12 protein-coding genes are annotated in these 13400 nt (G+C 32.9%); 11 read left to right on the forward strand and 1 reads right to left on the reverse strand.

Annotation, left to right across the window (positions count from 1 at the left end):
* Nucleotides 1-11 precede the first annotated feature (11 nt).
* Nucleotides 12-1097, forward strand: a complete 1086-nt coding sequence (locus tag AC1RPW_RS07290; RefSeq protein ID WP_481761955.1) for a glycosyltransferase family 4 protein — start codon at nt 12-14, stop codon at nt 1095-1097.
* 36 nt (nt 1098-1133) lie between these two features.
* Here AC1RPW_RS07290 and AC1RPW_RS07295 read toward each other — a convergent pair whose 3' ends face one another.
* A complete protein-coding gene (locus tag AC1RPW_RS07295) occupies nt 1134-1769 on the reverse strand; it encodes a YigZ family protein (protein WP_481761956.1) in 636 nt (211 codons plus the stop codon).
* 48 nt (nt 1770-1817) lie between these two features.
* Between AC1RPW_RS07295 and AC1RPW_RS07300 the strand changes: the two genes are divergently transcribed.
* From AC1RPW_RS07300 to AC1RPW_RS07345, 10 genes are all read left to right on the forward strand, one after another.
* Nucleotides 1818-3146, forward strand: a complete 1329-nt coding sequence (locus AC1RPW_RS07300; RefSeq protein ID WP_481761957.1) for an ATP-dependent helicase ComFA — start codon at nt 1818-1820, stop codon at nt 3144-3146.
* Nucleotides 3147-3262: 116 nt separating this feature from the next.
* A complete protein-coding gene (locus AC1RPW_RS07305) occupies nt 3263-3823 on the forward strand; it encodes a ComF family protein (RefSeq protein ID WP_481761958.1) in 561 nt (186 codons plus the stop codon).
* A gap of 205 nt (nt 3824-4028) precedes the next feature.
* Entirely contained in the window at nt 4029-4589 is a 561-nt protein-coding gene (gene hpf / locus AC1RPW_RS07310; protein WP_409021489.1) for a ribosome hibernation-promoting factor, HPF/YfiA family, read from the forward strand.
* A 153-nt stretch (nt 4590-4742) separates the two neighbouring features.
* The gene (secA, locus tag AC1RPW_RS07315) at nt 4743-7106 is read left to right on the forward strand and encodes a preprotein translocase subunit SecA (RefSeq protein WP_481761959.1); all 2364 of its coding nucleotides are present in this window, start codon (nt 4743-4745) and stop codon (nt 7104-7106) included.
* 94 nt (nt 7107-7200) lie between these two features.
* Nucleotides 7201-8317, forward strand: a protein-coding gene (gene prfB / locus AC1RPW_RS07320) for a peptide chain release factor 2 (RefSeq protein ID WP_481761960.1) whose coding sequence is annotated in 2 segments (ribosomal slippage) — nt 7201-7272 and nt 7274-8317 — 1116 coding nt in all. Because the reading frame shifts where the segments join, the coding sequence is not laid out codon by codon here.
* A 96-nt stretch (nt 8318-8413) separates the two neighbouring features.
* A complete protein-coding gene (gene ftsE, locus AC1RPW_RS07325) occupies nt 8414-9109 on the forward strand; it encodes a cell division ATP-binding protein FtsE (RefSeq protein WP_481761961.1) in 696 nt (231 codons plus the stop codon).
* A complete protein-coding gene (gene ftsX, locus AC1RPW_RS07330; protein WP_481761962.1) occupies nt 9090-9977 on the forward strand; it encodes a permease-like cell division protein FtsX in 888 nt (295 codons plus the stop codon). Before ftsE ends, ftsX begins: the two co-directional genes overlap by 20 nt.
* Before the next feature lie 130 nt (nt 9978-10107).
* Nucleotides 10108-11244: a PDZ domain-containing protein gene (locus AC1RPW_RS07335; RefSeq protein WP_481761963.1), complete on the forward strand. Its 1137-nt coding sequence runs from the start codon at nt 10108-10110 to the stop codon at nt 11242-11244.
* 24 nt (nt 11245-11268) lie between these two features.
* The gene (locus AC1RPW_RS07340; RefSeq protein ID WP_481761964.1) at nt 11269-11970 is read left to right on the forward strand and encodes a response regulator transcription factor; all 702 of its coding nucleotides are present in this window, start codon (nt 11269-11271) and stop codon (nt 11968-11970) included.
* A gap of 59 nt (nt 11971-12029) precedes the next feature.
* Nucleotides 12030-13304 carry a sensor histidine kinase gene (locus AC1RPW_RS07345; protein WP_481761965.1) on the forward strand — a complete coding sequence of 425 codons (1275 nt, stop codon included), beginning with the start codon at nt 12030-12032 and terminating at the stop codon, nt 13302-13304.
* Nucleotides 13305-13400: the final 96 nt, after the last annotated feature.

A 13400-nucleotide genomic window follows, 5' to 3' on the forward strand; every position in this document is an offset into this window, starting at 1 on the left:
GAGATATCAAAATGTTTCCAATTATCGTAGCATTTTTCGCAACAGCGCTTATCTCCGCGTTGCTAACTCCCGTTATTAGACTATTTTCAATTAAAATTGGAGCAGTCGATGTTCCAAATAATAGACGAGTAAATAAGGTTTCAATGCCTACAATGGGTGGATTAGCCATTTTTATAGCTTTTAACTTTACGAATTTTTTTATTTTAAAAAATCAATATCCAATAAAAATGTTAGTGACACTGTTTGTTGCTGAATTGGTAATTATTATCACCGGTGTTTTAGATGATAAGTTTGAATTAAAACCACGCCAAAAGATGTTTGGCATCACAGTTGCCGCCTTGATCGTCTACTTTTTTTCAAATATGCGAATGACGACATTCACTTTACCTTATTTTGGTATTATTAATTTAGGATGGATGAGTTTCCCTATTACAATTATTTGGATTTTAGCTATTACAAATGCTATTAATTTAATAGACGGATTAGATGGCTTAGCAACTGGGGTTTCCATTATTGATTTATTTACAAGTGGTTTGGTAGGCTATTTCTTTTTAGTTAATACAAATAGTTATATTGCAATTATGATGTTTACGCTGGTTGCTGCTCTGATTGGATTTTTGCCATATAATTTCTTTCCAGCTAGAATCTACTTAGGGGATACAGGCGCGTTATTTATTGGATTTATGATTTCAGTATTCTCTTTATCTGGACTTAAAAATGCAACTTTTATTTCTATTATTGTGCCTGTTTTAATATTGGGTGTACCAATTACGGATACTGTTTATGCAATGTTACGCCGGATTTTAAATAAAAAGCCTATCTCTCAAGCAGACAAACATCATTTACATCATCGTTTGATGCAAATGGGGTTAACGCATCGACAGACAGTATTAGTTATATATGGCATTGCGTTAATTTTTTCATTTATTTCATTACTTTATCCAATATCATCAATTTGGGGTTCAATACTAATGTCAGTTGCGACATTAGTGGGACTAGAACTATTCGTAGAGTCCATCGGATTAGTTGGATCTAAACGAAAGCCACTGCTAAATTGGATTAAAAGAATTGTTAAAACGATGACTTCAAAAAAATAGATAGTAAAAAGGATGTCCAGTAATTGGGCATCCTTTTTACTTAACTTGAATTTCATTATATAAATCTTGGCCTAATTTAAAAGTTATTTGGTTATTGAGTAGGTTGATTAGTTGATCTTGTAAGGTTAATATCAAATTTTTATCAACTGCTAAAGTTATTTCTACTGTTTCAAGATAGGTTGTGTGTTGGATTATAATTGAATTTTTTTCAAGATAATTTTCAAGTTTTCCAACATTTTGGTAAGCAATTTGGCAAATAAGTTCGGTTTGTAAAATACGTTCAACGATACCAATTTGTTCAATCGTCTGCGAAGCAGCATTACTATAAGCACGGATTAAACCACCAGCACCTAGCTTAATACCACCAAACTTTCGACTAACAACGATACAAATATTTTTAAGCTGATTTTTTTTAATAACTTCTAGAATGGGAACACCAGCCGTTCCAGAGGGTTCACCATCATCGCTTTGACGTTGGATTTCAGACTCAGTACCAAATGTGTATGCAAAACAGTGATGTCTTGCTTTAGGTTCTAATTTCTTGACTGATTCAATAAAAGCAACTGCATCAGATTCTGTCGCGATTCGAGTGACACGACAAATGAAGGAAGACTTCTTTTCAATTAATGTGGCTAAACCAGATTCTTTAATTGTTAAATAATTTTTTGACATAATTAAGGTTCCTTTGCGTATTTAAACTTATTGAAGGGATTGAGGAGAATGACACTTTCAAGTTTGTATGGTCGTTTAATAACTGATTCAGAAATTGACGAAACTATTAATTTAGATGAACTTACGTCGTACCCAGGAATTAGTATTGAAGATAAACAATTAATCTGTCGCAGATGCCTTTCACAACTTAATTTAAAGGAAAATAAATTACAAGGTGACCGGTACTATTGTTCATACTGTATGATATTAGGACGTATTTCAACTACGACTACACTTTATACTATACCTGAACCCAACTTGTTTTCAACTCAAAAAGGGAGTCCATTGACGTGGAATGGAGAATTAACGACTAGCCAAGAAATATGTGCTAATGAAGTGAAACAAATTTTTAAAAATTCGGGTGCCCGGCATTTACTGTGGGCGGTAACCGGCGCTGGTAAAACAGAAATGCTATTCAAAGGTATTGAAGCTGCTATTATGGATGGTAAGCGCATCTGTTTAGCATCACCACGGGTCGATGTTTGTATTGAATTATTTCCGAGATTGCAGGCAGCATTTCAAAATATTGATATTTGTTTGCTGCACGGAAAGACAACGGAACCATACCGTTATACCCAACTAGTCATCTGTACAACACATCAATTGTTAAGATTTCATAAAGCGTTTGACGTTATGATAGTTGATGAGGTAGATGCCTTTCCATATGCACAGAATCAATTACTGCTTCAAGCAACAACACAAGCAACTAAACAAAAAGGGGCAAGTTTATTTTTAACGGCAACCCCAAGTGAGGATCTGTTAAAGGAGGTTCGCTTAAAACAATTAACGGTTAGTTATTTACCAATACGCTTTCATGGTCAATTATTGCCTGAAATTAAAATTAAATTTGAAAAAGCGTGGGAAAAGAATTTAAAAAAAGGACGTTTACCCAAAAAATTAACACTGAAAATGACAGAGTGGCTAAAACGTAAGGATCCATTTTTAATTTTTGTGCCGAAAATTTGGTTATTGGAACCAGTAATGGAAGCATTTAAAAAGAAGTTTCCTAATTTAAAGGGGGACACTGTTTATTCTGAAGATCCAGATAGACTAGATAAAGTTAAGGCAATTAGAACAGGCGAACTACGGTATCTAATCACAACAACAATTTTAGAACGTGGTGTGACATTTGCTAATCTGGATGTTTTTGTTCTGGGTGCAGATGATAAAACTTTTTCAACGGCAGCGTTAGTTCAGATTGCTGGCAGAGTGGGACGTAATGTCAATCGTCCGTTTGGTGACGTTATCTTTTTATGTTGTGACTACACGATTTCAATAAAAAAGGCAGTTGGACAAATAAAAACGATGAATCGTAAAGCAAGGAAATTAAAGATATGAGAAACTGTCAGATTTGTCATAATACATTTAGTCAAAAATTAACGCTAGCATTTATATTATCGACTAAACCTTATGAAAAAAAGATAGTTTGTAAGAGATGCCAGGAGCAGTTACGATTGATTAATACTCAGTTAGCCTGTAGAGGATGCGGTCGAGAACAAAATAGGCCACAATTATGTGCGGATTGTAAGAAATGGCAACTTATTTATCCTAATTTAAATTTTCAGAATCAAGCGTTGTACATTTATAATGATTTTATGAAAGATATCATTAAAAATTATAAGTTTAATGGTGATTATCAGCTGAGAACTATTTTTCAAGTACAATTAAAGCACAAAATAGAAACAATTGATTTTGATTACCTCGTGGTGATACCTGTTGATTCTGAAACGTTAAATAATCGAGGATTTAATCAAGTCTGTGGTCTTTTAGATATTAAGCATGATCATTTTTTAGTGCGAAATAATACGGTTAAAGAAAAACAATCGCATAAAAATAGGCAACAAAGGCTTGAATTAATTCAACCGTTTGAACTTAGTCCAGATTGCCCAGATTTATCGGATAAAGTTGTTTTGATTGTGGATGATATTTATACTACCGGCCGAACACTATTTTATGCCCATATTTTGTTAGCACAAAATGCTAAAAGCATTAAGAGTATTACCCTTGCAAGATAATGAACAATAGGTACAATTTTTAAATAAATTAGTATGATATATTTAAGCAAAAGTTAAAATGACTGTTAACGATTACAATGGCGTTTTAAATAGATTTGTTAAGGGATATCATTTGTAAATTTAAGTCTATTCGCTTATAATTAAATCAAGCGGTAAGGTAATTAATAGTTTCGTTACCTGCTGTAGATTGAAGGGAGAGTTTATTATGTTAAAATACAATATTCGCGGTGAAAATGTTGAAGTTACAGATGTTACTAGAGATTATGTTGAAAAGAAATTATTTAAATTAGAAAAATACTTTACTGATACATCTAATTCAACGGCCCATGTTAATTTAAAAGTTTATTCAGATAAAACGGCCAAAGTTGAAGTGACAGTTCCGATGCCTTCTCTCGTCCTTCGAGCTGAAGAAACATCACAAGATTTACTTTCAAGTGTTGATCTTGTGACTGATAAATTAGAACGTCAAATTCGCAAATATAAAACTAAAATTAATCGCCAATCAAGAGGCAAGGGAATTAAAGATATTGAAATTCGTAATGAAATTGCTGATGAAGAATCAGATTCTATTGATGAAGTAAGCAAATTTGATGTTGTTCGGACAAAGCATGTTTCTTTAAAACCAATGAATAGTGAAGAAGCTATTTTACAAATGGATATGTTGAGCCATAACTTCTTTATTTACGAAGATGCTGATACAGAGGGTATTAACATTGTTTACAAACGTAAAGATGGTCGCTATGGTTTAATTGAAGCTGAAGATTAAACTAACCTTGAAAAGCCTGTTGAGTAAGTTAACTACTCAGGGCTTTTTTGTTATTTTAGTTTAAAATTTATTGATTTAGTGATACTATAAAAAATGATATTATAATTAAAAATAATTCAATAAATGTGTTTGATATATAAGGGGAAAAGCTAAATGGCAAATGTATTAAGACAATGGGTTGAAAGTGATAATCGTGAATTAAGAAAACTAGGCAAAATAGCCGATAATATTGAAAATATGGCCGACGAGATGGCTTTATTATCTGATGATGAACTAAAAGCTAAAACACCTGCTTTTAAAGCAAGATATCAAGAAGGTGAAACGCTTGATGATCTTTTACCAGAAGCATTTGCAGTGGTACGAGAAGCCGCAAAACGTGTGTTAGGACTATACCCATTCCGTGTGCAAATGATTGGTGGAATGGTTTTAAATAATGGTGATATTGCGGAGATGAAAACTGGTGAAGGTAAAACTTTAACAGCTACTATGCCCGTTTATTTAAATGCAATTTCAGGTCTAGGTGTTCATGTTGTTACTGTTAATGAATATTTATCAAGCCGTGATGCAACAGAAATGGGCGAATTATATTCATGGTTAGGTTTAACTGTCGGATTGAATATTAACGAAAAAACAGCTGAAGAAAAGCGCGAAGCCTACGCAGCTGATATTACCTATTCAACAAATAGTGAATTAGGCTTTGATTACTTACGTGATAACATGGTTGTTTATCGTGAAGATATGGTTCAAAGACCTTTAAACTATGTTATCGTCGATGAAGTTGATTCAATTTTGATTGATGAAGCTAGAACACCGTTGATTATTTCTGGTCAAGCTGAAAAGACGACTGCCATGTATGTTCGTGCAGATCGTTTTGTTAAAACGTTAACTGAAGAAGAAGACTATAAAATTGATCTTGAATCAAAATCAATTTCATTAACCGAAGAAGGAATTCGTAAAGGTGAAAAATATTTTGGACTAGATAATTTATATGATACAGATAATACAATTTTGACTCATCATTTGGATAATGCATTACGGGCTAATTTTGTTATGCTACGTGATAAAGATTATGTTGTACAAGATGGTGAAGTTATGATTGTTGATCAATTTACTGGTCGTATTATGGAAGGTCGTCGTTATTCTGATGGTGTTCATCAAGCTATCGAGGCTAAAGAACATGTTGAAATTGAAGACGAAACTAAAACAATGGCTAACATCACTTACCAAAATTTCTTTAGAATGTACAAGAAATTATCTGGTATGACGGGTACTGCTAAAACTGAAGAAGAAGAATTCCGTGAAATTTATAATATGGAAGTTGTTCAAATTCCAACGAATAAACCTATTATTCGTGATGATAAAGCAGATTTATTGTATCCATCTTTAAATAGCAAATTTAAAGCTGTCATTGCTGATATCAAAGAACGCCATGAAGCTGGTCAACCTATGTTGATTGGTACTGTAGCAGTTGAAACGTCAGAATTATTGGCACAAATGTTAGATGATGCTGAAATTCCACATGCTGTCTTAAATGCTAAAAATCATGAACGTGAAGCTGAAATCATTTTAAATGCTGGACAACGTGGTGCTGTTACCATAGCTACGAATATGGCCGGACGTGGAACTGATATTAAATTAGGCCCTGGCGTTAAAGAAATTGGTGGATTAGCTGTTATTGGTACAGAACGCCATGAATCTCGTCGTATTGATAATCAACTTCGTGGCCGTGCTGGCCGTCAAGGGGATGATGGGATGACACAATTCTATCTTTCTTTGGAAGATGATTTGATGTTACGATTCGGTTCAGAACGTATTAAGAGCTTCTTAGAACGTATGAACATTACTGAAGATGACGCTGTTATCCAAAGTCGTATGATTACAAAACAAGTTGAATCAGCACAAAAACGTGTCGAAGGTAATAACTATGATACACGTAAAAATGTTTTACAATATGATGATGTTATGCGTGAACAACGTGAGGTTATTTATAACCAGAGACAACAAATTATTATGGAAGAAAAAACATTAAAACCTGTTATTATGCCTATGATACAACGTACTGTTAATCATATTGTTCAGATGCACACGCAAGGTGACCAAAATGAATGGAATTTACAAGCTATTGTAGATTTTGCTGTCTCTTCAATGGTTAATGAAGACAGTATCTCATTGGCAGATTTAGAAGGTAAAGATGCTAACCAAATCGAAGCCTACTTGGTCGACCGCGCTGAAAAGAACTATGAAATTAAAGAAGATCAATTAGTTGATGCAGCACAAATGCTTGAATTTGAAAAAGTGGTTGTGTTACGTGTTGTTGATGATAAATGGACAGCGCATATTGATGCAATGGATCAACTTCGTCAGTCTATTGGACTACGTGGCTACGGACAATTAAACCCTCTAGTTGAATACCAATCAGATGGATTTAGAATGTTCGAAGAAGTCGTTGGAGCAATAGAATTTGAAGTGACACGTTTATTTATGAAAGCTGAAATCAGACAAAATATTAAACGTTAATCAAAAAGTTAATCAGAGAACATTATTAAAGAGTCACTTCCGAATTCGATAGAGTTTGAAGGTGACTCTTTTTAGTAAATTAAGGAGAAAATTGATGGAATTAAGCGATTATAGGAAACAAATTAATGAAATGGAACAAAAAATAACTAACTTCAGGGGGTCTCTTTGACTTAGAGACGCTGAATGAACGTATTTCTGAAAATGAAGAACGAATGGCTAACCCAGATTTTTGGAATCACCAAGAAGAAGCACAAAAAGTTATTGACGAAAACAATCAATTAAAAGGTAAATATGATGCGTTTCATGATTTAGAGAGTAAGGTATCAGAATTACAAGTCATGCTTGAATTATTACAAGAAGAAAATGATAATGATATGCTAATAGAATTTGATGACTTGTTTAACGAGACAAAAAAAGCACTCGACAAGTATCAATTACGATTATTATTGAATGAACCTTATGATAGCAGAAATGCTATTTTAGAAATCCATCCAGGTGCAGGAGGTACCGAATCTCAGGATTGGGGATTAATGTTACTTAGAATGTATACGAGATGGGCTGAAAAAAGTGGGCTAATCGTCGAAACAGTAGATTATCAATCTGGCGATGAAGCGGGATTGAAAAGTGTGACGCTTCTTATTAAGGGAGTAAACGCGTATGGTTATCTTAAGAGTGAAAAAGGGGTGCATCGATTAGTTCGTATTTCACCTTTTGATGCTGCTGGTCGACGCCACACGTCTTTTGCATCTGTTGATGTGATGCCAGAGTTGGATGATTCAGTCGAAATAGAATTAAATCAAGATGATATCAGAATGGAAGTATTTAGATCATCCGGAGCTGGTGGACAACATATTAATAAAACATCTTCAGCAGTTAGATTAATTCATATTCCAACAGGGATAGTAACTTCGAGCCAAGCGCAGCGGTCACAATTTCAAAATAGGGCAACGGCTGAAAGTATGATGAAATCTAAGTTATATCAACTTGAAATGGAAGCAAAAGAAAAAGAACGTGCTGCCATTCAAGGTGAACAAATGGATATTGGATGGGGGTCGCAGATTCGATCATATGTGTTCCACCCATACTCAATGGTTAAGGATCATCGTTCCGATTTTGAGACTGGTAATGTTCAAGCGGTAATGGACGGTGATATAGATGGATTTATTAATGCTTATTTACAGTGGAAATTAAAAAATGAAAATCCAAGTTAAAAAATGAAACTTAATTGTAAGACTACTGCAATATAAAGGTAAATAATCATGCTATAATGAAAATGTTATGAAAATAGACACAGGAGGATTCACTGTTTGATAGAATTTAAAAATGTATTTAAACAATATTCTGATGATATTATTGCAAGCAATGATATTAATCTTCGAATTGACCAAGGTGAATTCGTATATGTGGTTGGACCTAGTGGTGCCGGAAAGTCGACATTTATAAAAATGATGTACCATGAAGAACAAGCAACATCTGGTGAAATCACAGTAAATGATTTTCATTTAGAAACGATGAAACCAAAAGAAGTACCATTTTTACGAAGAGATTTAGGAATTGTATTCCAAGATTTCAAATTATTACCTCGTTTAACAATTTTTGAAAATATTGCATACGCGTTAGAAGTTATTGAAAAAGAACCTGCAGAAATTAAAGAACGTGTTGATTACGTGCTAGATCTTGTTGATTTGTCTGACAAGGCGGATAAATTTCCGGAAGAATTATCTGGTGGTGAACAACAAAGAATTGCGATTGCACGTGCAGTTGCAAATAAACCAGAAGTCTTAATTGCTGATGAACCAACGGGGAATTTAGACCCTGAAACGTCAGATGATATTATGTCAATTTTAGAAAAAGTTAATGAACAAGGGACAACAGTTATCATGGCAACTCATAATAGTATTATTGTGAACAAATATCCACATCGTTTGTTGGCTATTGAAGATGGCCGTATTGCCCGAGATGAAGAAGGAGGAAAATACGGTTATGAAAATGAGAACGTTTAGGCGTCATTTTGGTGAAAGTATTAAGAGTTTACGTCGTAATGGATGGATGTCTGTTGCTGCTATTAGTGCTGTTACTGTAACGTTAATTTTGGTTGGGGTGTTACTTTCAATCTTAATGAACGTAAATAAATTAGCATCTGATGTTGAGAACGATGTTCAAGTCAGAGTGTTTGTTGAACGAAAGACAACAAAGAATCAACAGGCTGATTTGAAAAAGAAACTTGAAAGTTATTCAGAAGTTAAAAAAGTTACTTTTTCAAGTAAAAAGGAGCAATTACAACAAGTTGTTGGTAGTTATGGTAATGAATTTAAGTTATTTGGTGGGGATGATAATCCACTATATGATACATTTGATGTTCAAACTAAAAAACCAAAACAAACTGAGCAAATTGCAAAACGTGCTAAAAGTTTAGATTATGTAAATGATGCTAGTTTTGGGGGCACATCTGCTAAAAAACTATTTAAAGTAGTTGGTAATATCCAAAAATGGGGTATGATTATTAGTGCTTTACTCCTCTTTGTTGCAGTATTCTTAATTTCTAACACGATTAGAATCACAATTTTATCTCGAAGAAATGAGATTGGAATTATGCGTCTAGTAGGTGCGACGAATGGATTTATCAGATGGCCGTTTTTACTTGAAGGTGCATGGACTGGGCTTTTAGGTGCTATCATTCCAATTATTTTAGTTGATTTTGGCTATATTTGGATTTATAACGGTTTACAAGTTTCGTTGGCATCAACTAGTTATCAATTATTAACACCAGGAACTTTCTTGGCAGAAATTGATTTATTATTAGTGTCAATCGGGATAATTATTGGTGCTTTAGGATCGTTCGTTTCAATGCGTCGTTTCCTTAAAATTTAATTAAATTTTAAAAGACTGATTTTGCTAAATGCAAAATTCAGTCTTTTTTGTTATTATGATTATCTTTTTTGAATCATGACAAAGCATGATATAATTTGAGTACTATATATTAAAGAAAATAGGTGCATTTATGGTAACGCTTAAAATTATTGGAAACTTTTTCATGCAACCAACGCTTTGGTTAGCAATTATACTGATTTATGGTATGTATACACGAAGAATTAAAAAAGAGAGACAAGCATTTAGAACAGCTGTCGATAGTGATTTTTATGAGGGACGTCATGCAATAAAAGTAGGCTTTATTTTTAGTATTATTGGATCAATGTTACTATTTGGACTAGGTGTTATGTTGCCTATTAACTGGGTAGTTATTTATGCTATTTTTATGATTTTAGGACTACTACTATACCCAGTATTTGATGCTATCTTTCCGCTATTTATTATATCGGGACTAGTATATGGGATGACTAAATCTCAATTAAGTAATTTTGAAATATTTAAATATGAAGAATTTCACGTTGAATTTACGACAGGGATTCTACTGATAGGGACAGTCATTTTATTTATAACTGCTTGTGCGCTGTATTTATTCAGAAATAGTCCCTTATCGCCGAACACACAGTCAGGTAAACGAGGGCGAAATATATCGTCGTTTAGTATGAAGGATCTGTATCTGGTGCCACTTGTAATTCTAACACCGGGTGATCAATTCCATAGTGTACTCTCTTGGTGGCCAATTATTCATATAGCAGGTACAGAATTTAACATCATTATTTTACCATTAATTGTTGGGCTATCATTACGTATCTATAAAGAAATACCAAGAGTAGCTATCAAATTTATAAAAAAACAATACTTATATTTAGCTTTTATAGGGACAGGTTTAGCGATAATGGCTATATTTATACCAATAATGGGGATATATGGATTAATTGTTCTATTAGTTGCGTATTGTATCAGCCAATATATGATCAAACGCCATGATAATAAACAAGAAAAATGGTTTGCAGAATCCAATGAAGGAATATTAATTGTAGGGGTACGCCCAGGTACGCCAGCTTCAAAGATGGACGTAGAGGTTGGTGATGTGGTCGTTCAATGTAATGGCATTGAAGTTAGAAACGAAACCGAATTGTATGAAGCATTACAGAGTAGCTCAACGTATTGTCGATTAAAAATTAGGACATTTAGTGGAGATACAAAAATAACAGAAAGTGCGATATTTTCAGACTCACCATATGAAATAGGGTTAGTCATAATTAAATAAATTTAGTTATCAGGGGGATAAATAATGAAAAAAATTTTAGTTGTAGATGATGAACCAGCAATTGTTACGCTGTTAACGTATAATCTAGAAAATGCGAACTATGAAGTGCATGTAGCAATAGATGGGCCTAGTGCATTTAAAAAAGCAACAGAACAAAATTTTGATTTCATTATTCTCGATTTGATGCTGCCTGGTTACGATGGTATCGAAGTTACAAAAAAATTAAGACAAGAAAAAGTAAAAACGCCAATAATCATTTTAACGGCTAAAGATGATGAATTGAATAAAATAATTGGTTTAGAAATTGGTGCAGACGATTATATGACTAAACCGTTTAGTCCAAGAGAAGTAATAGCAAGAATTAAGGCTATTTTGAGACGTACTGAACATGACTCATCTAAGGATGAACAAATTGATAATGAAGTGAGAGAATTTAAAGATTTTAAAATTGATTTTTCTAACTATTCAGTTTATAAAAATGATGAAAAAGTTGCATTAACACCAAAAGAGTTCGAACTTTTAGTATATTTTATTAAACGAACAGGACGTGTGCTAAGTAGAGAAAAGTTATTGAGCGGTGTTTGGGGATACGATTATGAAGGGCAAACAAGGATGATAGATATGCATGTGAGCCATTTACGCGAAAAATTAGAAGTAGATGCTAAAAACCCCCTATATTTAAAGACAGTTCGAGGATTTGGCTATAAGTTTGAGGAGAATAAATGAAACAAAAACTAAAATGGATAATTACGACGTTAATCTTGTTGCTAAATTTAACATTTAGTATGACACTTCTATGGGATGTATCCGGGAAACTTTTTAGTAAGAATAGTATTATTGGAGTAAGTGTGTTGAGTTTGATTGAAATAGCTATACTTTATAAAATAGCATCTAAAGCAGGTGCTGAGTCCGAATTAATGGCTAATATATTGAATAGTTTAGTCAATAAAGGAGATTCTTATCATGTATTACTAGATACAGATAGTCCCAATTTTGAATTATCGAAAGCCATTAATCGTGTTGAAAGTTATCAAAAGAAAAGAAATATTCACTATCAGGTACAAAATAATAACTATCTAAAATTAATTGAACATTTGACAGTTGGGGTTATGCAAATTGATCATAAAAGACAAGTACTAGTCGTAAATGATATGATTTCTAAATTATTAGGCCAACAGATAGAAAGTAAGCAACATTCATATATTGATGATATTAAAACATACAAATTGAGTGGACTAATTGAAAAAGCCATTAAAACACAAGATAAGCAAAGAGATGAAGTTGAAATTGCCAATACAAACAGAGTGGTTGATGCAACGGTCGTCTATATAGCAAATAACAATGTAGAATTTCAAGTAATCGTAATTTTATATGATATAACTGAGCTGAAATTATTAGAGAAAATGCAAAATGAATTTGTCGGAAATGTGAGTCATGAATTGAAAACACCAGTAACAGCAATTAAAGGATTTGCTGAAACTCTTTTAGAAGAATCTGTTGATTCAAGTACAACTAACAAATTTTTAAATATTATTTATGACGAAAGTGAAAAATTAGAAGTATTAATTCAAGAGATATTAAAATTAGCAAAAGGGCAAAAACCCAAAGAAAATATTTCGAGTTTCAATTTAGATGCTATGATAAATTATGAGTTAGATTTATTAAGTAGTACTATTAAAAGTAAAAATTTAATAGTAGACAAGAGAATAACAAAAGATCTTTATGTAAAGTTTGATAAAAATAAGATAGCCACTATCTTAGGTAATTTATTGCAAAACGCTGTTAAATATAATGTTGATAATGGGCGTATGGTAGTTGAAGTAGGCAAAATAAAGACAAGATTTTTTATAGCAGTATCAGATACTGGTATTGGTATTTCAAATCAAGACAAAAAAAGAATATTTGAACGTTTCTATAGAGTAGATCCGTCTAGAAATAAACAAATAGAAGGTAATGGGCTTGGCCTCGCTATTGTGCAGGAACTAGTGACATCAATGGGTGGAGAGATTAGTGTGAAAGATTCGAATGATAAGGGGACTGAAATTACGATTTATTTGTAATATTAAGAGATATTCACATAAATAGACTTGACCAAGAAAAAGAAAGCTGATATATTTAATAAGTGCTATTGAGGCGATAATGAATATCGCAAATAA

The organism is Dellaglioa sp. CoH-55-MRSF-8 (assembly GCF_056782195.1).

Bases quoted from the DNA above. Each gene is read 5' to 3' on its own strand.
- AC1RPW_RS07290 (WP_481761955.1), top strand. From the start codon at position 12: ATGTTTCCAATTATCGTAGCATTTTTCGCAACAGCGCTTATCTCCGCG.
- AC1RPW_RS07295 (WP_481761956.1), bottom strand. From the start codon at position 1,769: ATGTCAAAAAATTATTTAACAATTAAAGAATCTGGTTTAGCCACATTA.
- AC1RPW_RS07300 (WP_481761957.1), top strand. From the start codon at position 1,818: ATGACACTTTCAAGTTTGTATGGTCGTTTAATAACTGATTCAGAAATT.
- hpf (WP_409021489.1), top strand. From the start codon at position 4,029: ATGTTAAAATACAATATTCGCGGTGAAAATGTTGAAGTTACAGATGTT.
- secA (WP_481761959.1), top strand. From the start codon at position 4,743: ATGGCAAATGTATTAAGACAATGGGTTGAAAGTGATAATCGTGAATTA.
- ftsX (WP_481761962.1), top strand. From the start codon at position 9,090: ATGAAAATGAGAACGTTTAGGCGTCATTTTGGTGAAAGTATTAAGAGT.
- AC1RPW_RS07335 (WP_481761963.1), top strand. From the start codon at position 10,108: ATGGTAACGCTTAAAATTATTGGAAACTTTTTCATGCAACCAACGCTT.
- AC1RPW_RS07340 (WP_481761964.1), top strand. From the start codon at position 11,269: ATGAAAAAAATTTTAGTTGTAGATGATGAACCAGCAATTGTTACGCTG.
- AC1RPW_RS07345 (WP_481761965.1), top strand. From the start codon at position 12,030: ATGACACTTCTATGGGATGTATCCGGGAAACTTTTTAGTAAGAATAGT.